The 26,639-nt window shown below is 45.5% G+C and carries 22 protein-coding genes; 10 read left to right on the top strand and 12 right to left on the bottom strand.

All coding sequences use genetic code 11. The features are described from left to right. Positions 1-4 precede the first annotated feature (4 nt). The gene (locus J2736_RS30275; protein ID WP_310502306.1) at positions 5-1,531 is read right to left on the bottom strand and encodes an MDR family MFS transporter; all 1,527 of its coding nucleotides are present in this window, start codon (positions 1,529-1,531) and stop codon (positions 5-7) included. Between the two features lie 261 nt (positions 1,532-1,792). On the opposite strand from J2736_RS30275, the gene J2736_RS30280 reads away from it, so the two are divergent. Beyond that, a complete protein-coding gene (locus J2736_RS30280; protein ID WP_056613689.1) occupies positions 1,793-2,695 on the top strand; it encodes a LysR family transcriptional regulator in 903 nt (300 codons plus the stop codon). A 23-nt stretch (positions 2,696-2,718) separates the two neighbouring features. Next, positions 2,719-3,525, top strand: a complete 807-nt coding sequence (locus J2736_RS30285; RefSeq protein ID WP_310502307.1) for a histidinol-phosphatase — start codon at positions 2,719-2,721, stop codon at positions 3,523-3,525. Positions 3,526-3,591: 66 nt separating this feature from the next. Here J2736_RS30285 and J2736_RS30290 read toward each other — a convergent pair whose 3' ends face one another. Continuing rightward, positions 3,592-5,907: a bifunctional diguanylate cyclase/phosphodiesterase gene (locus J2736_RS30290; protein WP_310502308.1), complete on the bottom strand. Its 2,316-nt coding sequence runs from the start codon at positions 5,905-5,907 to the stop codon at positions 3,592-3,594. 226 nt (positions 5,908-6,133) lie between these two features. Between J2736_RS30290 and J2736_RS30295 the strand changes: the two genes are divergently transcribed. Continuing rightward, a complete protein-coding gene (locus J2736_RS30295; protein WP_310502309.1) occupies positions 6,134-7,213 on the top strand; it encodes a ParB/RepB/Spo0J family partition protein in 1,080 nt (359 codons plus the stop codon). A 38-nt stretch (positions 7,214-7,251) separates the two neighbouring features. Here the strand turns inward: J2736_RS30295 and J2736_RS30300 are convergent, their stop codons facing one another. Continuing rightward, entirely contained in the window at positions 7,252-8,739 is a 1,488-nt protein-coding gene (locus tag J2736_RS30300; RefSeq protein WP_310502310.1) for an amidase family protein, read from the bottom strand. Positions 8,740-8,940: 201 nt separating this feature from the next. On the opposite strand from J2736_RS30300, the gene J2736_RS30305 reads away from it, so the two are divergent. From J2736_RS30305 to J2736_RS30315, 3 genes are read left to right on the top strand one after another with little or no spacing between them, the layout of a single operon-like run. Beyond that, a complete protein-coding gene (locus tag J2736_RS30305) occupies positions 8,941-9,618 on the top strand; it encodes a GntR family transcriptional regulator (protein WP_310502311.1) in 678 nt (225 codons plus the stop codon). 30 nt (positions 9,619-9,648) lie between these two features. Further along, positions 9,649-10,755, top strand: a complete 1,107-nt coding sequence (gene uxuA / locus J2736_RS30310; RefSeq protein WP_310502312.1) for a mannonate dehydratase — start codon at positions 9,649-9,651, stop codon at positions 10,753-10,755. Continuing rightward, the gene (locus J2736_RS30315) at positions 10,739-11,593 is read left to right on the top strand and encodes an SDR family oxidoreductase (RefSeq protein ID WP_310502313.1); all 855 of its coding nucleotides are present in this window, start codon (positions 10,739-10,741) and stop codon (positions 11,591-11,593) included. The genes uxuA and J2736_RS30315 overlap by 17 nt, the downstream gene beginning before the upstream one ends. A 94-nt stretch (positions 11,594-11,687) precedes the next feature. Here the strand turns inward: J2736_RS30315 and J2736_RS30320 are convergent, their stop codons facing one another. The 5 genes from J2736_RS30320 to J2736_RS30340 all read right to left on the bottom strand — a co-directional run bounded on the left by J2736_RS30320 (position 11,688) and on the right by J2736_RS30340 (position 17,531). Further along, positions 11,688-14,957, bottom strand: a complete 3,270-nt coding sequence (locus tag J2736_RS30320) for a response regulator (RefSeq protein WP_310502314.1) — start codon at positions 14,955-14,957, stop codon at positions 11,688-11,690. 66 nt (positions 14,958-15,023) lie between these two features. Then, positions 15,024-15,437, bottom strand: a complete 414-nt coding sequence (locus J2736_RS30325) for a hypothetical protein (protein ID WP_310502315.1) — start codon at positions 15,435-15,437, stop codon at positions 15,024-15,026. A gap of 150 nt (positions 15,438-15,587) precedes the next feature. Continuing rightward, positions 15,588-16,181 carry an HAD-IA family hydrolase gene (locus tag J2736_RS30330; RefSeq protein ID WP_310502316.1) on the bottom strand — a complete coding sequence of 198 codons (594 nt, stop codon included), beginning with the start codon at positions 16,179-16,181 and terminating at the stop codon, positions 15,588-15,590. Positions 16,182-16,208: 27 nt separating this feature from the next. Then, on the bottom strand, positions 16,209-16,700 hold the full coding sequence (locus J2736_RS30335) for a CYTH domain-containing protein (RefSeq protein ID WP_310502317.1): 492 nt from the start codon (positions 16,698-16,700) through the stop codon (positions 16,209-16,211). Between the two features lie 18 nt (positions 16,701-16,718). Continuing rightward, positions 16,719-17,531, bottom strand: coding sequence for a helix-turn-helix transcriptional regulator (locus tag J2736_RS30340; protein ID WP_310502318.1), 813 nt, complete (start codon positions 17,529-17,531; stop codon positions 16,719-16,721). 119 nt (positions 17,532-17,650) lie between these two features. On the opposite strand from J2736_RS30340, the gene J2736_RS30345 reads away from it, so the two are divergent. Continuing rightward, complete coding sequence (locus J2736_RS30345; RefSeq protein WP_310502319.1) at positions 17,651-19,357, top strand: glycoside hydrolase family 2 protein; 1,707 nt, start codon at positions 17,651-17,653, stop codon at positions 19,355-19,357. An 87-nt stretch (positions 19,358-19,444) separates the two neighbouring features. On the opposite strand, the gene J2736_RS30350 is transcribed toward J2736_RS30345, so the two are convergent. Further along, complete coding sequence (locus J2736_RS30350; RefSeq protein ID WP_310502320.1) at positions 19,445-19,807, bottom strand: group I truncated hemoglobin; 363 nt, start codon at positions 19,805-19,807, stop codon at positions 19,445-19,447. Positions 19,808-19,969: 162 nt separating this feature from the next. Here J2736_RS30350 and J2736_RS30355 point away from each other — a divergent pair, with 162 nt between their 5' ends. Then, positions 19,970-20,239 (top strand): hypothetical protein, encoded by a 270-nt coding sequence (locus J2736_RS30355; protein WP_310502321.1) that lies wholly within the window; start codon positions 19,970-19,972, stop codon positions 20,237-20,239. Between the two features lie 778 nt (positions 20,240-21,017). On the opposite strand, the gene J2736_RS30360 is transcribed toward J2736_RS30355, so the two are convergent. Continuing rightward, positions 21,018-21,782: a hydroxypyruvate isomerase family protein gene (locus J2736_RS30360; protein WP_310502322.1), complete on the bottom strand. Its 765-nt coding sequence runs from the start codon at positions 21,780-21,782 to the stop codon at positions 21,018-21,020. Between the two features lie 102 nt (positions 21,783-21,884). On the opposite strand from J2736_RS30360, the gene corA reads away from it, so the two are divergent. Together corA and J2736_RS30370 are read left to right on the top strand one after the other, a co-directional pair. Beyond that, positions 21,885-22,835: a magnesium/cobalt transporter CorA gene (gene corA, locus J2736_RS30365; RefSeq protein WP_310502323.1), complete on the top strand. Its 951-nt coding sequence runs from the start codon at positions 21,885-21,887 to the stop codon at positions 22,833-22,835. A gap of 2 nt (positions 22,836-22,837) precedes the next feature. Then, entirely contained in the window at positions 22,838-23,785 is a 948-nt protein-coding gene (locus J2736_RS30370) for a helix-turn-helix transcriptional regulator (protein ID WP_310502324.1), read from the top strand. Between the two features lie 84 nt (positions 23,786-23,869). Here J2736_RS30370 and J2736_RS30375 read toward each other — a convergent pair whose 3' ends face one another. Beyond that, the gene (locus J2736_RS30375; RefSeq protein ID WP_310502325.1) at positions 23,870-25,552 is read right to left on the bottom strand and encodes a hypothetical protein; all 1,683 of its coding nucleotides are present in this window, start codon (positions 25,550-25,552) and stop codon (positions 23,870-23,872) included. Continuing rightward, positions 25,545-26,606 carry a glycoside hydrolase family 88/105 protein gene (locus J2736_RS30380; protein ID WP_310502326.1) on the bottom strand — a complete coding sequence of 354 codons (1,062 nt, stop codon included), beginning with the start codon at positions 26,604-26,606 and terminating at the stop codon, positions 25,545-25,547. The genes J2736_RS30375 and J2736_RS30380 overlap by 8 nt, the downstream gene beginning before the upstream one ends. Positions 26,607-26,639: the final 33 nt, after the last annotated feature.

Raw genomic sequence — 26,639 nt, forward strand, 5'->3', positions numbered from 1 at the left:
CCTCCTAGTGTCCTACTGGTACATCTCCTTTAACAGGCGCTTTACCAACTTCTAGTTTAGCATTTCCCATTAATAAAATGAACGCAAGACCTAGTACGGCTAACACGATCGTGGTTTGGAATACCACAGCAATGGAATCTGCCAACGCCGCCAGCAGTTTATGCAAGACTTCCGTTGGTATATTCGCTCTCACTTCAGGTTGAAGCAGCATACGCGCATCGTGAAACTTTTCTGCCATCGCTGGATCATTTAGTGAAGTGGTAATATTGTCTTTTAATGCATTCACTTGAATACTACCGAATATCGCAACCCCGATGGCAGAACCAACGGAACGAAAGAATGCAACTAAGGAGGTTACCGTACCTCTGCGACGGAAATCAACTTTGTGAAGTGCAGACATGGATGTAATTGGGAAACAAGCGCCAATCCCCAGCCCTAGAATAATCATATAGGTAGTAATGACCCATCGCTCGGAATCTATGGAAATGCCGCCAAGCAGCGATGTCGCTACAAGCAGAAGTGCCACAGAGACAAGCAGTACATTCCGGTAAGAGAATTTACCGATAAATCTTCCACCTAACGCGCTACTTACGACAACACCAAGCATCATAGGCGTTAATGTCGAGCCAGCAGATGTTGCAGATCCTTCGAATACACCTTGAATAAACAAAGGAATGTACGTACCTGCGGAGATCAGCACAGCTCCATAAGCAAAGCTTACGCCCATACTTGAAGTAAACAAACGGTTTTTGAACAAATCAAGCGGGACAATGGGCTCTGCTGCATGTTTCTCAATGAGAAGAAAGCCAGCAAGCAGGACAACAAAACCAGCGAATAAACCAATAATCAGCATGGAATCCCACGCATACTCTTTTCCGCCAAACTCTAAGGCGAACATTAATGAAACAATAGCAGCCGTTAAAACAACCGTTCCAGACCAATCAATTTTAGCCTTACTATGTTCCACCTTCTCGTGGTAGAAGAAAATAATCATTAGCAGTGAAATAATACCTAACGGCAAATTGATAAAGAAAATCCATTCCCAAGTAACATGATCTGTGAAATAGGCACCAATAATAGGGCCAAGCACGCTGGATAATCCGAAGACAGCTCCGAATAAGCCTTGCATTTTACCCCGTTTCTCTGGAGGGAAAATATCAAAAATAATAGCAAAGGTAATCGGCATTAATGCACCGCCACCTATCCCTTGAATAGCGCGGTAAATGATCAACTGCGTCATCGATGATGCTGTTCCACACAGGGCAGATCCAATCATAAAGACGACGATTCCGATAATGAAAAATAATTTGCGGCCATACATATCGGATAATTTACCGAATATCGGCATCGCCGCCACATTGGCAATCAGATAGGCCGAGAATACCCAGACGAATTGGCTGAAGCCACCTAGCTTGGATACAATCGTCGGCATCGCCGTGGAAACAATCGTCTGATCCAAAGATGCCAACAAAAGTCCCAGCATCAAGCCCACTACGGTCCAGGTCGGATTTGATTTACGTGTTAAAGACATAGGGTGAGTCTCCTCAATAATTATTTTAATTACATAAATTATTATATTCAAATTTGAGTATTTTTCAATTGAAAGTTTGGGTTATTTCCCACTGTACTTCGCTACCTTATGCACCATTCTCCACATTTATCCTGCCATGTTGCCTAGTTAGCACTTCCTATCATATAATAAAGTAAGAAAAGGTTTTTATTCCCTTTACAATTTCGATAAATTTTATTTGTACCTTAGGCACCCTAAATCTAACTTGCAGGAGGTAATCTCATGAATATGAACCAGTTAGAAACCCTGCTCACGATTTCCAAGACGATGAGCTTCCGTAAAGCTGGTGAAATTCTAAACTTGACCCAACCTGCCGTTTCCGCGCAAATAAAAAGTCTTGAGGATGAATTCGGTACGATTCTGATCGATCGTAATCAGCCCGTCACTTTAACGGATAGTGGAAAACTTTTCTTAGAACATGCAGAGAAAATATTGCGGATCACGAGTGACCTGAAACAGCGTCTTTCCGATCTTAGCCAAACACCACAAGGGCATATCCATATTGGCACAACAACTTCCATTGCCATGCAGATATTACCTAGGGTCCTCTCCTATTTCCAAGATCAATTCCCGCTGATCAAAACAACGATTCATTCCATGACTTCATCTCAGATCATGACATCCGTGGAAAATGGTCATATCGATATTGGGATCACGTATTTGTTTGAGAAAAATCCAGCACTGGAGACGTCCGTGCTTTACTATGATAATTTTGAACTCATCGTCTCCACGCACCATCCTCTTAGCCGTTTCACACATTTATCGATCGAAAAACTTAGAAACATTCCGTTTATCATGCTTTCCCCAGAAACTGCCGGTCGACGTTTCGTCGATCAAATCTTCAAGTCCTACGATGTCTCGCCTCATATCGTCATGGAATTGTCTAGCAGTGAGGAAGTGAAGCGCATGGTCGAGTTAAATCTGGGTGTTGCGATCATTTCCAAAATGTCTGTTGCTGATGAACTGCGACATGGCTCATTGAAGATGGTAAAAGTGAACGAATTGGATATTACCCATCCCGTAGGTGTAGTATATAAGTCAGGACGATACCTGAATTCTGCTATGCAACAATTTCTTCGCGATCTCAAAGGAATGCCTGAAACACAATTTATTGGTTCAGAATAGTTTACTTTTTAGGAGGACTTGCTGTGAAATTCGACCTACATACGCATCATGAGCGGTGCGGACATGCGCAAGATACTATACGTGACTATATTGAGGCTGCCATTGCAGCTGGCCTGCACGTCATTGGCATCTCGGATCACTCCCCATACTTTGGAAGCTCCGAAGATCGTGCACAACCTGCCATCGCGATGGCAAAAAGTGAATTTCCTCGCTATATTGAGGAAGTGCTTCAGCTTAAAGAAGAATATGCAAACAAAATCAATGTTCTGCTAGGTGTGGAGTCTGATTATTTTCCGGAACACGTGGATATTTATAAGCAAGAATATGCTAAGTATCCGTTCGATTATATTATCGGCTCTGTCCATCTATCTGGTGGTGTGAGTATCTTCAATCGCAACAGATGGAAGAAGTTGAACGCAGCGGAGCACGTTGAGCACAAAGAAGAGTATTACCGCCTCATTGCTGAATCCGCGCGATCCGGTATGTTTCAAATTCTTGGACATATCGACGCCATGAAAGGCTTCTACCCAGCCTTCTCGGATATTCCAACGCCAAAGGTTGATGAGACACTGAAAATTATTGGTGAATCCGGCGTAGCCATCGAAATCAATACATCAGGCAAAACAAAAGATGTTGGCGGCTGGTACCCTTCACACGAAATTCTAGCGCGTGCGCTCCATTATGGTGTTGAGGTTACTTTCGGATCTGACGCCCATATCCCTAGTCGGGTAGCTGACGATTGGGAAGAAGTACAGAAAACCTTGAAAGAAATTGGATTCAAGCAATGGGTCTATTTCGAAAAGAAACAGAAACAGATCGTCGCGCTATAGGGGACTTTTCTTAAATAAATCAAAGCGGTGCTCCCATCAGGGGCACCGCTTTTATGTTTCCTATTTTTATATATCATAGGTAGGAACAGTCTTTTCGCCTAAGAAAGCTAATTTCTCATCTAATCCTTTACAGAATATAACTTGCAGCTGCTCTGGTCCCATCGGTTTATGAAAATAAAACCCCTGGATTTGATAACACCCATTCGCCACTAGGAATTCCACTTGCTCTTCCGTTTCGACGCCTTCTGCAATGATTTGCAGCTGAAAGGCATTCGCGACAGAAATGATTGCTTTGATCATGGCCCGATCCTTGCTGTCGGTTTGAATGCCGCGGACAAACGACTGATCCAGTTTAATTTTCGTGACGGGGAACCTTTTCAAATAGCTGAGAGACGAATAATGGGTACCGAAATCGTCAACGGAAATGGAGATACCTAGCTCTCGAAGTGTATAGAGTACGCCCATCTTCTCATCTAGCATAGCAACATTCTCGGTAATCTCCATCTCTAGGTAGCGTGCTTCCAGTCCCGTCTCTTCCAATATGGCCATAACCTTATCCACAAAGTGTACGTCATTTAACTGCTTAACAGAAATGTTTACGGATATCATCTGCGGAACGTCTTGCAGGCTATGCCAGGCTTTCATCTGCTCGCATGCGCCGCGCAGCACCCATTCACCAATAACATCGATAAGCCCTAGCTCTTCGGCTAAGGGAATAAAATCAGCTGGCGAGATGTATCCCTTTGTCGTATGATTCCAGCGCAAAAGTGCTTCTGCACCAATGATTGTCCCTTGCAAGCAATCGATCTGCGGTTGATAAACAATTTCGAGTTCGTTACGCTCCAGTGACTGGCGAAGATGACTCTCCATTTCCAGCTTCGAGATGGAATGCATCTCCATCTGTTGATTGAAGAAACAGAAGGAACTTCCGCTTTCTTTTTTAGCCATATACATCGCGATATCCGCGTTCTTCAACAGGGCATCCCAAGTTGAGCCGCCATGCGGATACTGTACGATACCTATACTTGCATTAATAAAGAAAGCGCGATTCTCAAGTAGGCAAGGCGGTTTCAAGATCGCAATAAGTTGACCGCAAAATGCCTGAATATCCTGCTCAGTAGGACTGTTCTCTAACAAAATAGCAAATTCATCCCCACCAAATCTAGCAAAGGTATGGTAAGCCAAATTAGATTGCTGAATGCGGTAGACAACCTCCTGCAGCATATGATCGCCCATGTGATGTCCGTGGGAATCGTTAACCATTTTGAAATTATCAAGATCAAAGAATAGGACGACTAACGAGGTGCCTCTCTTCTCATTGTATGTAATCTGCTCTTTCAGCATCATTTGAAAATGTGCGCGATTATGTATACCTGTCAGTACATCATGGTAAGCCAAGTAGGACAACATTTGCTCCGATTCCTGCATCCGTTTCGTAGACTCTTGCAGCTCCTGCTGACCTGCAATCAACTCCTCATTGGCTGCGGTCAAATCTTCATTCGCAATCTGCAGCTCTTGTGTGCGTTCATCTACAGCTTGACCCAATCGATTCCTTTGGCGAATCATATTTATAAAGAAGAATAAGCCTAGAAGCAAAACAAGAAGTATTGCACAACGAGTAACTAGAATCTGATTATTAATCGCTTGGATGGCATGCACGGGTGGCGTTGCCGCTAATTCCCATTGTGTATCTCGAAGATCGATTACTGAGATCAATGGCGACTCAACGAAGGTAGCATTTTCCCCATAAAAAGCAGTCATACCCAATCTTCGAATAGCCATCCTCGGACCCTCAGGAGTCTCATCTTCAATCCCTGATTCACTGAGTAATTCGTCTACGTTAATTGCGACCGATACGAAGCCCCAGAAAACCCCCTCTTGAAAAAGTGCTTTACGAGCTACCAAGCCTTGCATGCCTTGAAGCAACGTGAATGGGCCATCCGTTGTCATTTTCTTCGATTGTAAACCCACTTGAACTTGTGCTTGTACATGAGCCCGAGGATCCTTGAGTAGATCCCAATTCATAATATCTTCGTTTCCTTTGAAGGGATAGACGTACTTCATAACCCCATGTGGTGCAATCACCACATTCAAAGCGGACGCCTGTGAACCTGCATACAAAGCTTCGATGTAAGCATGAATTTCTCCATCACTTTTATCTTGCAAGTAGCTGGCACTTACATAAGCTTCAAGACTAACCATCAAATTAAAGTTGCGATTAATGACAGACTGCAGGGCAACCGCTTTAGCGGATAATTGAGCCCGCTCTGTGCTTTGCAATTCATTAAGCAGCGATGTTTTATAGGTGGTAAGAACCGATTCAGATGAAGTAAAGAGAAGGACAAAGATGAGGAATAGGAAGGTATACTGTAATTTGTTCATAGGTCTCTCCTCCCATATTGAATTAGAACAAAAGACACGTTTCGACATTTCTCTTTATTATTTCATCTTCACTCCCTTACTGGCAATATATTTATTTGCTGCCCATGATGATTGGGATACGTTTAGTTCCTTCCAAAGTAGAATGCTTTCTATGGAATGGATTCCCACGTTTCCAACCTTGTTATATAATTAAGCTAGACGACCTCGAACGAATGGAGACATGAAGATGGATATACATACAATTTCTATGCACCTCATTGATGAAGACACGGATCAACCCCGTTATCAATTCGATGAAGAGGCTTTACAAGAGTTAATGAAAAGTATTGGCGAAATTGGCTTACTCTCACCGATTAAAGTACGCACTACCTCTGACAATCGGTATAAGATTATTTATGGCAATCGCCGTTACAAAGCTAGTAAAATGCTAGGTCTTCCAACAATCCCTTGTATCGTATCTACGGTAACGGATGAGATGGAAATCTATTTGGAGCAGATTGCGGAAAATCTAACCCGAGAAGGCTTCTCTCCGATTGAGGAAGCCGAAGCTTTTCATAAGCTCATGCATGAAGCGAAGTTTAGCTCGTCCATTAAATATCTCTCTAGCAAGCTGGGCAAGCCTGAATCTTATATCAAAAACAAATGTGAGCTGCTCAAGTTTGGGAACTCCGTCAAGAAGCTCATCGTAGGCGGAACCGAGATTCGCAAAGACAAGCTCACGGAAGATCAATTGCTACCGTTGAAGGATCTGCCAATGGAGCATCGTGATCCGTTAGCGCTAATCATGGCACGTGATGAAATGCCCGTCAGTGACGTGAAGAAAATTGCGAAGATGTTTAAGGACAAGGACATCTCTGACAGAATCAAAGGCCAGTTGCTGTATAAGTCTGGGCACGAATTAATTGAAACCTGGTCCACCTTTCAGAACAATCGAGCAGAGCGAGCGAAGCCTATTGCGGCCAAGGCACCTGCCAAGGATGAGAAGGTTACAGATCAGGTTAACAAAGTGGGCACGGCGGATACGGCCGCTGTTACTGTCAAAGATGTTGTCGTAGCACACACTACAGCTTCCTCGGAGCAACCTGACGCTCATGCAGGGGCTGTAAATCCACTACACGCTAAACTACAGCAATTGATTCAAGTATTCCCTGCTCCTCCCACTCCAAGTGAACTAGCTTTGGCGCAAGATGAGATGAATGAACAACAAAAAGAACTGTTCTCACACAACGTCTCGACGTTAGTGGAACAGTTGGAACAACAATTAGAAGCTTGGAAAAAGATTCAAGTATTCGCTGTTTCTAAGTAATGTTTACAGATACCGCATGTGACTCGCGCTGACCCTATCTAGGGAAGCTCGGGCTGCATGCGGTGTTTTGTTGTTTGTTCAAATCCATAAGCAATCCGAAGCAACGTAGGTTCACTATACGCCGTACCAACGAAAGTAATACCTTGCGGGCCTTTGGTTATGTAACCGCCTGGCGCGATAACCCCTGTTGCAGCGTACCCGCCAGGTACCGTGATTGAAGGATAGCCCGCTCTAGCGGCCAGATCAGCACCGCCTTCATTCCCTAGGAACAACAGCGCATCCAGCTGATGCTCCCCTAGGGCATGATCGATGCCGAGCGCACGAGCATACTCCCCATTTTGCCTCAGACTGTCCATATAGGCTTGTTCCGTCAATGTCCCGCTTGTTTGCTCTGACCTCAGTAAATTGCCTTGCCCATATTTCAGTGTCTTCGGCGCATGCTCATCATTAAAGGCAATGACTTCAGCCAAAGAATGCACCGGTACATGTTCGGGCAGCTGTGCTAGATAATCATTCAAGCCCTTTTTAAACTCGTATAACATGACATTGTAATCCCATTTTATTTGTTCACAGGGCAGTACGACCGGATCGATAATCGTTGCCCCTTTTTGCTTCAAAGCAGCAATTGCCGCTTCAACGATTTCAAGTCTAGCTTGGTCTAAATGCGCATAATAAAAACGGGGAATTCCGATACGAGCTTTTGCCAAGAAACCCTCTTCAAGGAATTGGGTATAATCCTGAACAGCATGCCCCTTACTTGATAACGTAGCCCCATCCCTCTCATCTATTCCTGTTAAAGCGCCAAGTACGATCGCTGCATCCCGAACCGATCTAGCCATAGGGCCCGCAGTGTCTTGACTATGTGCAATCGGAATGATTCCTGATCGACTAACAAGCCCTAAGGTCGGCTTGATACCAACGAGACTGTTTTGGCTGGAAGGGCTAATGATCGAGCCCGATGTTTCAGTGCCAATGGCAGCAGCTGCAAAATGTGCTGCCGTCGCTGCAGCGGAACCAGAACTTGACCCGCCGACGAAGAGCTCACCAGGGCCATACGGATTCAGGGTCAATCCGCCTCGCGCGCTATACCCTGCCCATATTTGACCGGACATGAAACCAGCCCATTCGGTCATATTGGTTTTGCCAAGTAAGACGGCGCCAGCTGCACGAAGCTGAGACGCAACAAAAGAGTCTTCAGCAGCACACGAATCAGCGAGGGATAGTGAGCCAGCACTCGTATGCATCCTGTCTTTCGTATCGATATTATCCTTTAATAGAATAGGAATACCATGCAATATCCCACGCACTCCTTTGGAACTTCTTTCTTTATCTAGCTCTTCCGCAATGTGCAGTGCATCTGGATTTATTTCCAAAATGGCATGCAATTCCGAATCATACTTCGTAATACGAGCTAGATACATGTGCACGATCTGCACCGAGGTAACCACCCCCGCCGTCATCGCTTCTTGGATGCTCATTATATCGGCCTCAATTAGCCATTTCTCTTGTATAGGGTCTATCGACATTGGTGGACTCCTCATCTTTTCTGTGATAGCTACAACACTTCTCGATCCGACAACCATTTCCTGTAAAAGGAAGTCGGCGAGTTTACCTATAAGCAACTGTCGGGGAAAAGTTACGTTAAAATCCAATTAATCACCCACTACCACACTACCATACAAGTATGGTAATATAATTTTAGGTTACATGTAGCAAAGGAGACCCGCATGGATTTTTTCAAAAAACCACTAATTAACTCAACCCGCGATGCTGTCTACCACACGCTAAAAGATCAAATTCTAAGTCTTACCCTGCTTCCAGGGGCCACCATTTCGGAGAAAGAAATGTCGGTTAGCTTTGGTGTGAGTCGGACGCCTGTTCGGGAAAGCTTCGTCCAACTCGCACAGGAAGGCCTGCTCGACATCTATCCGCAACGCGGTACGGTCGTCTCTCGCATTGATTTGGAGCTGGTCGATGAAGCACGCTTCATTCGCGAACATCTAGAAAGCGCTGTTATTCGCTTGGCCTGTTTGTCTTTTCCAGACGAATCCCTGCGTTTACTTCAAATGAATTTGGCCTCTCAGAAAGTCTGCATGGATGAACAAGACTACAAGAGAATGTTCGAACTTGATGAAGCGTTTCATCGCACGATTTTTGAAGGCTGCAAGAAAATGAACACATGGGCGGTCATTGGGCAGATTAATGTGCATTTGAACCGTACCCGTATGCTTCGCTTAGCAACGGATCACCATTGGGATGAGCTTTATGCGCAACATGGGCAAATTGTTGATGCCATCAAGGAGCAGAAGCCTGATACGGCAGAGCAGTTAATCCATGCTCATCTTCACGTCGGCATTGCCGATCAAGCATTATTGAAAGAGAAATTCCCTACGTATTTCAAATAGGTTGATGACAATGGAGGCGAGTGCACAGCTATGAAAATGGTATTCCGCTGGTTTGGAGAGGGCAATGATACGGTCACGCTTAAGCAAATTAAACAAATTCCTGGTGTAGAAGGTATCGTCTGGGCACTCCATGATGTTCCTGCTGGTGAAGAATGGCCAATGGACAAGATTCAGAAGATTAAAGCTGAAGCTGATGCCGCTGGCCTGCATATGCAAGTTGTAGAAAGCGTCAACATTCATGAAGATATTAAATTAGGACTGCCAAGTCGTGATAACTACATCGCTAATTATAAGAAAACGATCGCAACACTAGCACAAGTTGGTGTCAAAGTCATTTGTTACAATTTCATGCCCGTCTTCGACTGGGTACGTACGGATTTACATAAGGAGCTGGAAGACGGCTCGACGGCATTATTTTATGAGAAAAGTAAAATTGCCAATCTTGATCTCGCTGAGCATGTCGGTCGAATTAATGCCAATCCTGATTTCAGCATGCCTGGCTGGGAGCCTGAGCGGCTGGCTCATTTGACCGATCTTTTTGATGCGTACAAAGATGTCTCAGAAGAACATCTCTGGGCGAACCTCAAGTATTTCTTGGATGAAATTATTCCTGTAGCCGCCGAGCACGGAATTCGAATGGCGATTCACCCGGATGACCCGCCTTGGTCCGTCTTTGGACTTCCGCGCTTAATGACGAGCCAAGCGAATATTCGCCGCTTCTTAGCCTTGCATGACAGCCCGTATAACGGGCTTACGATGTGCAGTGGCTCACTCGGTGCGAACCCGAGCAATGATATTGTCTCGATCGTGCACGAATTCGCGGATCGGATTCCTTTTGCCCATCTGCGGAATGTTCGCGTATATGAGAATGGTGATTTCATCGAGACCTCTCATCGTACGAAGGATGGCACAGTGGATATGTCAGGTATTGTGCAGGCGTTGCATGCCAACAATTACGAAGGCTTCTGCCGTCCAGATCATGGCCGACATATTTGGGATGAGCGCTGCAGACCTGGGTATGGGCTCTATGACCGCGCATTAGGGATCATGTATTTATGGGGACTTTGGGACATGCTGTGTCGCCAAGAGGTTACATCACACAAAGGAGCTGTTAACGAATATGAGCGCATTAACTAATTTTCCATCCCTCAAGGGGAAAGTCGTTGTGATTACAGGGGGCGCTGGTGTACTTTGCCGCGTGATGGCTATCGAACTAGCTAGACAAGGCGCACGTGTTGCTATTCTGAATCGCACCCACGAGAAAGGCTTAGCTGTGGTTCGTGACATTGAGGAGGCTGGTGGCGAAGCGATCGCTGTTGCCTGCGATGTCACCGTAGCTGAAAGTGTAGAGCAAGCTGCAGCTACAGTGAGGGAATTACTGGGTACCTGTGATATTCTCATTAATGGTGCGGGTGGCAACCATGCCAGTGCGAATACGACGAATGAGATTTTCAAAATGGAAGATATGACGAATCCCGATGTACAATCCTTCTATGATCTAAGTATCCCTGGTTTCCGCAACGTGCTGGACCTGAACTTCGTGGGAACACTGATTCCAACGCAAGTGTTTACGAAACATATGCATGGCAAAGAAGGCGCAACCGTCATTAATATCTCCTCCATGAGCGCACCCTCGCCAATGACGAAAGTTCCTGCCTACAGCGCAGCAAAAGCAGCTATCGACAACTTTACGCAATGGTTGGCTGTTCATTTGGCAGAAAGCGGCATTCGTGTGAATGCCATTGCACCAGGGTTCTTTTTGACAGAGCAAAATGCCAAATTATTAATGAAAGAAGATGGCTCACTAACGGACCGCTCGCATAAAATTATTTCCCACACCCCGATGCGCCGTTTCGGCAAGCCGGAGGATCTATTAGGCACGTTACTGTGGCTAGCCGATTCCGATATGTCCCGCTTCGTTACGGGTACGACGATCCCAGTCGATGGCGGATTTATGGCCTATTCAGGCGTGTAGAACAAAAACCGTTTCATTGCATAACGCTCATTGTGAGCTATGCCGTGGAACGGTTTTTGTTTGTTTATTTTTGACACTGTTCCTTCATCACCGCTTACGCTTCATCCGGAATACAGACGATAATACGTTTAATTTCCGCTTCAATCTCAGCAAGCTGCTCCACGTAATTTGCTTTCACGACTATCGCGGATTGGAGCTTAACCGCTTCCGCATGCAGAGCATCGGCCGACAAGCTCCCTGCTACACCGATGAGGGTATGTGCTGCTCTTTTGGCAGCCACCCAATCCTCCTCACGTTGATATTCGCGAAGCTGATCAGCAAAATCGCTATAATTTTTCTTGAACAACTGCAGCATAACGAGAAGGATACTTTCTTTCCCCTCTACGCGGGCCAAAGCCCCTTCCCAGTCTATCGCAGCAATGCCTTGATAATAAGGAGTTTCTTCAACAAGGTATGGTTCCTTCATGCTTCTTTCTCGCTCATTCGCGCCCTTAGGCTCTATCCATTTATGCATGACTCGAAACAGATGCTTCACATCTAATGGTTTACTAACGATATCGTTCATGCCCATTCGGATATAGGCTTCATGGTCCTGTTTGACCACGTTAGCTGTAAGTCCGATAATTGGCAATTCATGAAATTTTGGATTCAGCCTAATACGTCTCGTTGCTTCTACACCGTCCATAACGGGCATGTGGATATCCATTAGAACCAATGCAAACTCGCTTTTTTCCAGTTTATCCAATGCTTCTTGACCATTCGTCGCTAAGATAACCTTATAGCCTTGCTCCTCAATGAGCTCCGTAGCAACCTGTTGATTAATATCATTATCTTCAACAAGAAGAATATGCCCCTTTGCATCATCAGCAAGGGAGTCATTCGATTTCGGCCCATCAGCAACTTCTTGTGCCTGATCCTTAGCGTGGAACAAATAGTTCAACGTCTGATGCAGTTCTAGTCGACTAATCGGTTTAACCAGCACCGCATCAGGCCTGATCTCTTCAGGAAGTGTGAGAAGCTCTTCCTTCCCCATGGAAGATGTCAAGCAAATGATGCGCGTACGCTCTCGATGAAGGTTGGTAAGGAGCGTATCCCATGTCTCTAAGCCATACATGTCATCACTTTCCATATCGAGGATGAGGCACGGATACTCATCATCTCTTTCTTCTTGGTCTCTCAGTTGCTGAAATAACGCAAACCATGAAGGAATGGTCGTGACTAGGAGAGAGAATGACTCCAACATTTCCTGCAAGCTGTTTCTCATCAGCGGATGGTCCTCGACAACCAATATGCGATAAGGGGTATTCCCCTCGCCAATATCCCACTCATCAGGATCGTCCTGCTCAATCACTTGGAATGGCAGCGTAAATACGAACCGGCTCCCGCTTCCAACTGTGCTTTGAACGTTAAGTTCCCCGCCCATTAGACTGATCAAATGTTGACTGATTGGAAGTCCCAAACCCGTTCCGCCATACTCGCGACTCGTTGAGCCATCTGCTTGAGAGAAAGGTTCAAATATGAAAGAAAGGCGATCTGTCGATATGCCAATACCGGAATCTTCTACACTAAACTGCAGTCGTATCTCTTCAGGTGTTGACTGCGGACACAGCTCGATATGCAGCATGACATAGCCCGCGCTAGTAAATTTAATTGCATTGCTGCAGAGATTCAACAGAACCTGCTTCAATCGCAGCGGGTCTCCTAGTAATTGTCTAGGCAGTTCAGCTGGCGTGCTAAAAATAAGCTCAATCGGATGGCTCTTCGATAACACACTGCAAATGTTGGAGAGCTCCTTCAGCAGCCCATCCAGATGAAAACTTGTTCGTTCTACTTCCAGTTTCCCCGCCTCTACTTTGGATATGTCCAATACATCATTGATAATCCCCAATAACGTATGTGAGGAAGAGGTTATATTCGTCAAATAATCCTTCTGATGATCAGAGAGTTGTGTTTTCCCTAAAAGTTGTGATAGCCCGATGATGCCATTCAAAGGCGTACGAATTTCATGGCTCATTTTGGCGATGAAGTGACTCTTCGCTAGGTTCGCTTGATCAGCCGCATGACGCATGGAGGCTTCCGTAAAATCGTGCAGCGTACCCACAATGCCTTTCACTTCACCTGTTGCGTGATGATAAGCTGAAAGTGTAACCCGATAGTTTCTTCGTATTCCCTCTAATGAAAGAAGTGTAATCTCAAACCTCACATTTTCTTCCCTGATAAGCACTTTTTGAAAATGCTGTTCCCACAGCTTCTGTTCCGAAAGAGGGAGAAATGCCGTCATTTTAACGCCTAGCATGTCCTCTAACCTGGTTTGCGAGAGCTGACAAGCCGCTTGATTCGCCGATGTAATTTCACCTTCTGTTGTGAAGCCAAGGATGCCTTCCTGCGAGTTCTCAACGAGAATCCGATTCCGTTCCTCACTTTCCTGTATGTGACGTTCCGCCAAAGTTCTTTCGGTAACATCTGTTGCTGAACCTATAACTTCAACCACCTGTTCGCCATCAAATACGGGTTGTAAAGTCGTGAAGATAACTTTCCCTTGGACGTCCATCTCATAAGCCACTGGCTTTCCTTCATAAGCTTCTTCATACTTCGCGTGTAAGAAATGCGCAACATCCTGCGAAAAATAGGGAATCGCATGAACATCTCGATCGAAATAGTCGTCGGGTTTAATCCCTAGCTGTTGCAATAATTGACCATCGATAATGGTGAATACCAGTTTATTTTGTACTTTTTTGAGCTTAAACGTAAGCCCAGGTTGGAACCGCAGAATATCCGATAGCTCTTGCTGCATATGACGTACTTGCCCTCTAAGTTCTTCAGCGCGTAGGAAATAGCGGATAAGTCCAGCTACGAACAGTCCAGCTGCGAGATGCAGGAGTAAGTTCGGAATCACAAGTTCAGTGGCAGGAAGATGATAAATCATGACCATATCGACGTATAAAACACTGACAGGACATAACACGAGCAGCAACCATTTGACCGCGAAGTCCCGGATGTAGGAATGAATAAGCGTGCATCCCGCATAAATAATAAAGCCCAGAATCGATACGCGCAGCAAAACCGCAGGATCTATAATCGTTCGACCAATAATAATGATAACCGTTGTGATAAATCCCGAGACGCCTCCACCAATGAACGTGGCCATCAATATTGCAATCGCTTTCAAATCTAAAATGTGCCTTTCGCCCACATGGACACCAAGAAAGGCAAGTACAACACCGAATAACCCGTGCGTAATACCCGCCAATAGTTGAAATTTCCATCGAGTTGTTGCCTTTAATTTAGGAGAGTAAAAAATCTGAACAGAAATAAATACAAATACCGCTACGATCGAAAAATTGTTTAATAGGTCTTTCAGCATCGTACCCACCCCATCGGTTTGCGCTCATCCATCTATCTCTATTATAGATATCAAAATAGGCAAGATCTATACGATTTCATAATCTACTTGTTGGATAACGGAGAAGACTAAATCGATCAACTCAGCACGAGCATGATGAATAAAGCCTAATGACGTCTGTTGTAGATATTCAATGGATATACAAGAGGTCAACATAATCTTGCTAGAGAATACGTACATGGACAACTCATAGTCAGAAGCGACACTTTTGATAACATCGCTAATGTTTGTTCTTTTATACGACTCTGGCAGCTCAATGGCATACATGAGATATAGTGGTTCTTGCCCGGTTTGAGTCATATGGAATATTTCTTTATAGGGAGTGGTTCCTTGTAAACGCCAAAGAAAACCGAATTTATACTGCGAGTCTTCCTCCCACACTTGCTCGAACTGGGCTGTTAACTCGATAAATTGCTGACGATAATAGTGGATTAAATTCATAGATGGCCCTCACAATTCCTTTAGAAGTTCTAACACTACTAGATCATATCTAGAAAATGTTGTGAAACTTCTATCTCGCATTTTAGGGAAGCATGTTTTTTACTCACACTTCCCTAACGAATCCAAGATGGCGTGGGGACTTATTACTTATTACTTATTTTCATTTATAAATGCCGTAACCCGACTCATCCAAGTTCCTTCCGCATCGGCCAGTAAGGTATGCCAACCAATAGCTCTAGCAGGCGCAAGATTGCGCTCTTGATCATCTACGAACAAGATCGCCGCTTGCTCCTTGGCCAAATACGTGTGAACTAGCTCGTACACCTCACCATTTGGCTTGCAGCACCCCACCTCGCTTGAGATCGTTGCACTTTTTAAATAGGGTCGAATGGGGTCCAGCAGATGTGTCAGCCATTCAATTCGATGATTGCTGAGCAAGTGAATATCCGCGTGCTGACTCCACGTTTCCAGTTGCTGCATCGCCGCTAACGGTTGTAATTGTTGGAGTATCCATGAACGATCAACCTTGTTGTTCAGCTCTGGAAACAAATCGTTCAACCAGACCCAGAAGTCCTCTTCTTTCATTTTACCGACCCACAGATCGCCCTTAATTTCTTTAAAGCGCTGAGGCAAGGAAACTAGGGACTCCCCCTCCGTGCCACTAGAAAATCCGCTCCAAGCTTGTGGTGAGAAATTCGTTACGAGTACGCCTGCAACATCAAGAACCAATTGTGGTCTAGCCATGCTGCCTACCACCTTCCCCCATTGGAATTAGCGCTTCTGTAAGGCAACCCACATGGATTTATTACGGAATTCTTCTTCTGAACCGAGCTCTCTTCCGAACCAGGCAGGTGGCACAAACTGCTGCGCAGCCTGCAAATTAGGGAACTCGACTTCAACGACAAGCAAATCAATTTGTTTATATTCATCGATTTCGTAAGTAAATCCATTCGCTTCAAGGGTCGTACGAATTTTCTCTAACGGAATCAATCCCGTGCGATCCAGCAACTGTTTATAGATGGGCTCAGTTATACCGTACTCGACTTCTTCTCGCACCATCCCGTGTCCCGATTTGAAGGTATGCGTATACTGTGATTCCCCTGAGCTATCGATGAGCTGGCGGACGCGAATTTCCTGATCATCGGAGAAGGCCAAATAGGTTTGATAAATGTATTGCTTAGATACTTGAGCCAATTCGTTATTTGCTAGTTCAGCCGCAGGAAATGCGGGCAATAAATACTTTCTTTCAATCTCGGCACCCATAATTCGGTTAGCCCCTCTCTATTTGTTCATTGTTCGAAAACGAACCGGTGAAATCTCGTTCCATACTCGAAACATTTTACCAAAATGAAACTCATCTGCAAATCCACAAGCATCCGCGATCGCCTTCATCGGCTCATCGGTCAGTAAAAGCATCGTCTTCGCTTGCTCATTCCGCACCTGATTTAAATACGCCTTGGGCGAGATACCCTCGTGTTTCATAAACATTTTACGTAACTGTGATACAGAGATATGGTAGGTTTTCGCTAACTCCTCCAGCCGAATGGGCTGATGATAGCAGGTTTCGATCCACATCTTGGCTTGCTGAAAGGCTTTCATATAAGGGTCACTGGACGTATCTGTATCACGCATGAATTGAATTAGCCGCACTAAGACATACTGGAATTCAGCCTGTCGTATTTCTGGATCTGTTCCATGAAAGGACCATAACCGGGTAAGCTGTGCTTCCAGCCAATCCGATTGTTCAAGCGTATAGGGTTTATAGAAGGGAATTGTCAGCGCATCTACAGAAATTGGCTTCAACCAATTCAGATTTTCATAGGGAATATCCCATGCATCAAAAAGGAGCATCCTAATACATAACGGCTTGTCTGTAGAAGATGTCATCGTTAGTGTAAATCCAGGCTTTAGATACAACAAATTCCCAGTCTGTACGTGCAGCGGCACACCATCCGTCTCATGGCGAAATTCCCCTTCACCACTCATAATCCAATACAGCGAGTGTACATCTGTCGTATTCCGAATATCTTTCCAACCGGGGACTGGCGGCTTCTCATACGAGAGTCGATGATGATAAATTCGGTGGTTATTCAAAAGAATGATTCACCAACCTTGTAGCGATTTTGACAAAAAGCGTTGCGGTTTATCCATTCAAATTCCTTCTTCTTCTATGATACGCTATACGAAACATACATGAAAGGGGCTTAATGAACGTGATACGTACTTTTCAGCAGCATAACTTGCGACCTACCCGAATTTTAGATGGATTATGGGATTTCATCACAGATCCTGACAATAAAGGTGTTTCCGAAGATTGGGCTTCTCACTTCCCAACGAATTCCAAAAAGTTTGTCGTCCCCTCTTGCTGGAATAATGAGCTAGGCACTTATGATTATATTGGTGCAGCTTGGTACCGCACTTATTTTGATACCCTGAAAGAAGCGAATATTCGACTGGTCTTTGAAGGCATTCTTCATCATGCCGATGTCTACGTGGATGGACAACATATCGGCTACCACTTTGGCGGGTTTACACAGTTCTCAATGATTCTCCCACACCTCGCAACAGGCAAGCATGAGCTTGTCATTCGCGTGGATAATACGGTGGATTGGCAGACACTGCCGACAGACATTGCCGATTGGCACTCCTACGGGGGCATTATTCGTTCTGTTGAGCTTCAAGAATTGCCTGACGTCTATATTGATTCAATGAAAATTGATTATCAATTGAATAACAACACAGCTGAAGTTCAGCTGCACATTCAAGTAAGTTCGTTAAGCCAAGAAGATTGCCAAATTGATGTGAGTGCGAGTACAGACGGACTTTCCCTATCCGCTGCACATGTCACAGTTGGTGCTGGTCAAACGAGCAGCATCTCCCTAAGTGGAAGCCTAGCTAATATTAAGCGTTGGGATGTCGGTCAACCTGCGCTTTATACGTTTACGGTTAAAACTGGTGATGATGATCTCATCGATCGGACTGGCTTCCGTACCATTGAAGTTCAGGGCAGTGATATCCTGCTAAATGGCAAAAAGCTCTATCTTCAAGGTGTGAATCGTCATGAAGAGCACCCCGAGTGGGGATTCGCATTCCCGCCTAAGCTCATGCTAAAAGATTTGGATATCTTGAACGACATGGGCTGTAACATTGTGCGCGGCTCCCATTATCCGCAAAGCCAGTTCTGGATCGATCTGCTCGATGAGCATGGCATGCTGCTCTGGAGCGAGATCCCGATGTGGGGTTGTTTCATGAGTGTGGAAACGCTGGCAAGCCCGATCTTCAGAGAGCGCGGCGTTCACATGCTGGGCGAAATGATTAGCCGCGACTACCATCATCCGTCTATCATTTTCTGGGGCGCACACAATGAAATCGATACACGGACTCAAGAAGCGCTGGAGCTTACCAAAGCTTTCGTAAGCAAAATCCGCAGCATGGACTCCAGCAGGCTCGTCACTTATGCGACGATGCAACCGGAGGAAGATATCGTATTATCTTACTTCGATGTCATCGGGATTAATAAGTATTACGGCTGGTATGAAGGCAGCGTTGACGGATTTAGTACTATGCTGCAGAACTACTATAAAAATGCCGAGAAACAAGGCGCTGGCGGCAAGCCTGTGATCATGAGCGAGTTCGGCGCAGCGGGCATTTTCGGTGACGCAGGCTGGGAACCGCGCCTCTTCAGTGAAGATTATCAAGCTGACGTCGTCACGCGCGCATTGAAAATCTTCCGCGACGATCCGCGCATCGTCGGCACGCTGATCTGGCATTTCGCCGACATTCGCGTCGATGTGCGGAGCGACCGTCCTTACTTTCGCGACCGCGCGCGGAGCTTCAACAACAAAGGATTGCTCAGCGAGTATCGCAAGCCGAAATTGGCTTATCGCTTAGTGAAGGAGATTTATCGCTCCGAACGGTAGGAGAAATAGAAGGAGCTAAGGGGATGTTGATGTTTCCCCTTAGCTCCTTAGTTTTTTTGAAGATACGATTACGCGACTTTGGTCATCTCATTTGTGTAAAATATCGTCCTTCAATGTAGACACCTTCGCCAACACTTGATCAATCTTATCTGCCCCCACCTCATAATGAGCAAGCGCATCATGAAGATGTGTCACAATCGCTGTAAAATGTACCTCCTGCAGATTCATCCCTGCATGCACTTTAGCCATGGATGCCCCTGTATACTGGTTAGGCCCCCCTAATGCAAAACTAATAAATTTTGCCTGATGCTTGCGCTGCTTTTCCATATCCGTGTTGATAAAAAAGTGATTGACGGTCTCATCCGCCAAAACCAGCTCATAGAAGTAGTCCACTACAGCCGTAATAGCCCCTTCTCCGCCGAGCTTTTCGTATAACGTTGTTTCACTCACTATGTATATCCTCCTTCAGAAATAAAAGACATCTCCTTATTTTATCCAAGATTTTGCAAAATTATCTAATTATTCCGGACTCCGCCCTTGTCCCGCACACCGTCAATCTAGTATGCATTCTATATACTGTTAGAGATGCTAACTAGAAACGAGGTGATTGGAATGGCTTGTAGTAAAGTTAGAGCTGTTCGTCAACCTGACTTAGTTTTGATTAACTGGTCTAGAAATCCTCTGATTGCAGGCTCTCCGCGAAGGATTACTGCTGTACGTGTTATTGGCAGTTCACAACCTTGCCGGGCTACCTTGGTCACCAATGGTTTGCTTAGTACGGCATTAAGCTGTTTATTGGACGATTTCAGAATCGTCTACCAGAAAAGAACGACAAGTATAAGCGGTTATTTGTTGCTGCAACGTTTTCGCATACCATCCTAAGAACTAAAGGGGCAGCTGAGGCTGCTTTTTTTTACGTAAAAATGGTGGAGCTACAACGAGCCAAAACATGAGCTCGGCGGACGAAACTCTCGTGTGAGACGTCCAAAGTTGCTCGCTCAGTTGCTCTTTCGCTCCAGTTCCCGTCTGAGACGTCGATATTCGACGTCTCAGCTCCAAAACATGAGCACGACGGACGAAACTTTCGTGTGAGACGTACAAAATTGCTCGCTCAGTTGCTCTTTCGCTCCAGTTCCCCTCTGAGACGTCGATATTCGACGTCTCAGCTCCAAAACATGAGCTCGACGGACGAAACTCTCGTGTGAGACGTCCAAAATTGCTCGCTCAGTTACTCTTTCGCTCCAGTTCCCCTCTGAGACGTCGGTATTCGACGTCTCAGCTCCAAAACATGAGCTCGACGGACGAAACTCTCGTGTGAGACGTCCAAAATTGCTCGCTCAGTTGCTCTTTCGCTCCAGTTCCCGTCTGAGACGTCGATATTCGACGTCTCAGCTCCAAAACATGAGCTCGACGGACGAAACTCTCGTGTGAGACGTCCAAAATTGCTCGCTCAATTGCTCTTTCGCTCGTGACGTTCTTACTTACACACGCCCACAAACAAAAAAAGGGACCTAGCCAACGGGGCCAGATCCAAAGTTTATATTAAAAAAGGGGGGTCTTGTTTATTATAATACCCTTCTTATGTTAGAGGACTGTAACGGGAATGTTCCAATTGTGTTACAAATTGTTTGAAATTCCCAACTAACACTCCACGTGGTCTTTATTTGAGCAATTTTCGAAGACCAACCGGCGGTGCCTCGAGCGGGAAATATTCCAGCCCCATATGCCCCTCAAATCCAGTCTCATCAATAGCTTTAAAAATCTGTTCATAGTTCAACTCACCATTGTCGAGCTCATGTCTGCCAGGGTTGCCTGCCGCATGAAAATGACCGATCCAAGCAATATTCTCTCGAATGTTAGCGATCACATTTCCTTCAGTAATTTGTTGGTGATAAATATCAAATAAGATCTTCACAAATGGGCTTCCAACTTGTTTTATGATGTAGAAAGCTTCTTCTGAAGAAGCTAGGAAATACCCTTGGTGATTGACACGCGTATTCAGCGGCTCAACGAGCAGTGTTATGCCCTCTTTTTCCAAAATAGGTACACATGCCCGCAGTCCTTCAATCAGTGATTGTGCCTGCGCCTCTCGCGGCACGCCTTCAAGTTCTTGTCCTACTTGGGTAATAAGCTGGGTACAATTCAATCGCTTGGCAACGGCGATCGATTCGATGAGTCCCTCCAGATAAGCATTACGTTGAGCAGGATCCACTAAGCTTGTGAATTTTGTACAAAATGTCGATATCGAGACACCCGCTTCAGCTACTGCTTCTGCAACGACGTCCACATCCTTTTGCCACCAGGACCAGAATTCAATCGTATCATAACCGATCTCCTTCAACTCATTCACACTTTCCTTAAAATCACGCCCTCTATAGAGCGCATCCATACAAACGGAGAGCTTCATCACAATCCCTCTTTCCATTCTAATCTTTTCCTATTGTATGGTAAAATGAAGCAAATGCCTATGCAAAAAACTACGATTAAGTTCCATAGTAGTCAAAATGATATAACTAGGAGTCTCACTATGATACGAACACTTGCCGTCACAACCGACTACTCCGTGATACACGATCTCCCTCTTGAGGAGCTTTCATCGCCAACAATTCGTTGGTACTGGGTTGATTTCTTTAACCCAGATGAGCAGGAAGCTGCCAACCTAAAGGATCATTTTCACTTTCATCCCCTCGCCATTGAGGACTGCTTTCATTTCATGCAACGACCAAAAATCGATCATTATACGGATGTTCATTTCTTTGTCATGCATGCCATTAATGCGAAGACCCTGGAAGCGGAAGAAGTCGATATGTTCCTCGGGAGCAACTATATCGTCACGTTTCATTTGCATGAATCCAGGGAAATAGATGATGCCTGGACACGCGTATCCGAGCAAGTAAACATGCGAAACCAAGGCCAGATCTATGCCGCGTATTTAATTCTAGATAACCTTGTCGATCATTATTTCCCTGGTGTCTATCAAATTGAAGATGCACTTGATGATATGGAAAACAACATGAAGGCCGAAGCTATTGATGCATTAATGAATCAAGTTTTTGAAATTCGTTCCCAGCTATTGCAGTTACGCCGAACAATCGTCCCCATGCGTGACCTTCTGTACCGAATTATTAGTACGGATCGGATTGAGCAGGTACGCGAGCATCTCGTCTTTTTCACGGATATACACGATCATCTACTTAAGCTGTCTGAAATGATTGACTCGAATCGCGAAATTACTGCTGACATACGTGACAGTTACATCTCCCTTAACTCGAACCGTATGAACACGATTATGAAAACATTAACGGTGATTACAACGATTTTCATGCCATTAACGTTTATTGCTGGTATCTATGGTATGAATTTTAGCTATATGCCTGAGTTAGCGTGGCATTGGGGATATTTTGCCGTACTCATCATCATGGTGGGCATTGGATTAGGCATGTTCGGCTGGTTCCAGAAGAAGGGTTGGTTTAAGTAGTAATGAAGAAGTTACCAGTACCAGAGCTACAGAGTCCTGAACCTTCAGAGGCGCAACCATTCAGCTATGCTATTGATGATTATACGAATCATTTTCTGGCTACCTACCCTGTACACAGTGAATTTCGGACGATTCCGCTCGAACAGCAGTTGCTGCATTCACATAATGGCTATGAAATCTACCTTGTCCTGCAGGGCAGCGGCACCTACCTTGTTGGCGATCGCATATATCCACTGCATGCTGGGAGTTTAACGATCATTCATCCCCATGTCATTCATCGACCGTTCCACGGACAAAGCAAAGAATTCCACCGCTATGTCTTATCCATAGATGAGTCTTATTTAGATCACCTGCACACGATTTGTCAGTTGTCGGATTTATCCATATCCCGGCTGCTTTCCAAGCATCATCCAGATTCCAGTCATTATTTCCTGAGCGCTCAACAGTTAGATCGTGTCCAGTCGATATTCGCTGAGCTGACACAGGCTTTACTTAAGCGTGAGATGGGCTATGAGCTCGTTGTGCTGCGAAGTATCGCTGACTTTTTCCTTATCCTATTTGGCTTGCAGGATGAGCAAGGTGAGCATGCATCGAAACCTACAGGTTACCAGCATCTCGCCCATGATGTACTCTCCTACTTGATTGGTCATTATCAAGAGTCCTTATTGATTGAGGATATCGTATCGCGTTTTCCCGTATCGCGTTCGCAGCTTTTCGCCTTATTTAAAGAAACCACGGGTACGACCATTAAACAATTCCTGATTGAGTATCGCCTAAATAAGGCGAAGCGCTTGCTGATGGAGACAGATTTGGCCGTCTCTGAGGTTTCATCAGCCGTCGGGTTTGGCGACATGTCGCATTTCTTCCATATATTTAAAAAGGAAACGGGAATGACACCGAAGCAGTATCGTGTCGAGGCTTTAAAACGGAAGAACAGGACATTGTGGTAATGATGGCCAACTCGACAAAAAAGAGGTACAGGATATCCTCCCTGTACCTCTTTCGTGGCTTCCTTTTTCAAATTGCGTTAACACTTACTTCACTTGAAGTAAACTTTGCGGGGGCTGTACCCGATTATTCCGATAAAAATCATTAGTCTTCCCAGGTGCTGCAGGCACCGTAATCGACATCTGATCTTCCTTGGTCGCTATTGTAGCTGTCACAGAATTTCCCTCTTGTCGAACATCAACCTCCGGCAGTTGGTCAGCCGCATTGCCAAGGGAAAGTTGGAACAGCCAGACAGCTTTTTGAATCGCGTGGAAATCAAACGCCTTCTCCTCACCCGCATACAAGACATAATCCAAATAAAGCTCATCTCCACTGCGTTCTGCTGCAACCTCAAGAGAGCCGTAATCGGACTCCTCCAGAATAGCTTCTATACGAAGCTGCGTATCTCCAAGTAACGTCGTCAGACGTTTCCCCTCCACCAAAGTAGGCAGCTCGAGTTCTTGCAGATCACCGCCGAGCAACAATCGAATGCGCAGATCCTTCGCTTGGAATTTGCCGTTGATCACATCCAAATCCTGATGCCAATCGCCATTATCAGTCGCCAAATTAAAGCCATACAACACATGATTACGTGATTGCACGCCCGTGAAAATGGCAGAGCAGAAGTCACGGCCATCTTTTAAAAACTGCAGCTGAACGAATACTTTCTTCCCGCCGACATCCACGAAGGCTAATAAGTTACGGCGTTGATTCCACATACTCCCGATCGTGTAGCTTCCGAGCGAAAGCTTGTCATTTTGATACGTCGTCGCATAGTTTTGATACCCAGTCTCTGCTGCCAGCAACGTTGGCTCCATGAAATACCGTTCCTCATTAGAGCTAAAATAAGCATGATACTGCTCTGGACACTTTATCCCTGTCGTTTCCTTGTTAAGCGCATTTCCCAGGAAATGCTTCTCTCGCTCTGTCATCAACGTGAAATACGTCCGACTGTATGGGCCGCCCCACTCGCGTGTAGCTGGATGGTAATGCTTCGCAATCATCCCCCAAGCAATATCCAATAGCTGCTCAGCAAGCGCTACAGCCTCCGTAGAATGCGACTCCTGATAGATGCTATCCAGCTCCTCAATTGCAAGTGGTGAATAACATGGACTGTTGTATTCCGAGAACGTACCGATACCTGAAGTAAACACATGGAATCGCTTCAAGCGCTGTTCCCCATAACTCTGAATCTCATTGTCTCCTAACAGCTCGCCACCAACCAGTGTTACAAATGCCCCCATGATCGCAATGTTCGTATAATGAGGTCCCACATTTCGAATCATGATGGCTTGGCAAGCGTGATAAATCGCCTCACGAATCTGATTCACCAATGATTGCGGAAGGGAGTCTGCATACTTCTTCAAAATAAGAACCAAACGCTTTCCATGGAAATCCGCCATGTTCCAGTCCGGACGATCCATTTCATCTAGCGATTCTTCATAAAAATAAGGCCAGATCCCGTAAGAAGCACGAGATGCATCTTGATCCTGTTGAGCAATGACGACCTCGAGAATCTCTGCCGCCCTAAGGGAATAGGCTTCTCCACCGTAGCGGAGTAGATCGTACGCATAACAAGTGGAAGGATACAAAGCGTATACAAAAGGGTGCTGCTCCGGCTTGAGCGCCGTATGATACGTTGCCGTGAGAGGAGTACGAACTAACTTAACGCCTGCATCATACTGCTTCTCTGTAGCCTGAATTGCCCTTAATAATTCATCTCTATCCATGTTTCACCATCTCCATTTGAAGTACTTTCGCGAACAGCATGAGTACGAGACCTTGTCCGTAAAGCGTTGGGTACGTTGGGATATCGTCTTGATAAGCCTGAATCGTTGGCATCACGGGTGTGCCGCCGGACACCCCATTCACGACACCTTCCTCCGTAATATATGGAAAAATGGAAGTAAACACGCGCTCCACGGAAGCAGCAGTCTCTTCTCGACGAGGAATTAAGCCCTGCTCCATCCCTTTCAATAAACCATAGGCAATACCGGCACTTCCTGACACTTCCCTATCAAAATGAGGCTGATCCATGACCGTACTCCACAACCCATCTTCCTGCTGGTACGCCAGCAATCCGCTCATGAGGCGTCCATATCTCTCCTGAAGTTCATCTGGGATCACAACCAACTGTTTGATTTCTTCCACGATTAGTGGAATACCTGCTGCGATCCAAGCATTCGCTCTTGTCCAACGTGCGGCCGACATATGATCCCCAGAGGCGCAATTCCAGCCATGGAAAAGCACATTCGTCTCGTCATCCTGCAGCACACGAAGGTGAATCAACACCTGCTTCAACGCCTCTTCTGCATAGGTGATATTGCCGACTAAAGAAGCCGTTCTCGCTAGAAACAGGACCGCCATGAAAATCGTATCCGCCCACACTTGTTCAGCGAATGCCACATTCTCCGTAACCGTGTGCTCGAAGGCATCTTCCCTTGTTCGCGGCGTTTCCTTAATTAGCCATTCAGCTACGCGAACCGCTTCATCTCGGAACCATTCATCATTCGTAGCACGGTATAGTGCTGGGAAAATAGCATAAGGCGCGATCGAATTGATAACCTTGGTGCCTTTAGCTTTTTCACTATTCAGCTTCACCCATTCCTGCAAATAGGCCATTACTTCTGAATGACGAGTAGCCTCATAATATTCCAACATCGCAATCACACCCACACCTGGTACCCAGTCCCAGTGATGAATGTCCATTCCCCATTCACCGGAATGATCCTTTATCATTTCTTGCCATACCTTATTCGCGTTGTTTGCATACGTAGAATTCATTGCTTCAGCAGCTCCCTCTTCTTAAATGACTAC

Source organism: Paenibacillus qinlingensis (assembly GCF_031455095.1).
Taxonomy (GTDB): domain Bacteria; phylum Bacillota; class Bacilli; order Paenibacillales; family NBRC-103111; genus Paenibacillus_E; species Paenibacillus_E qinlingensis_A.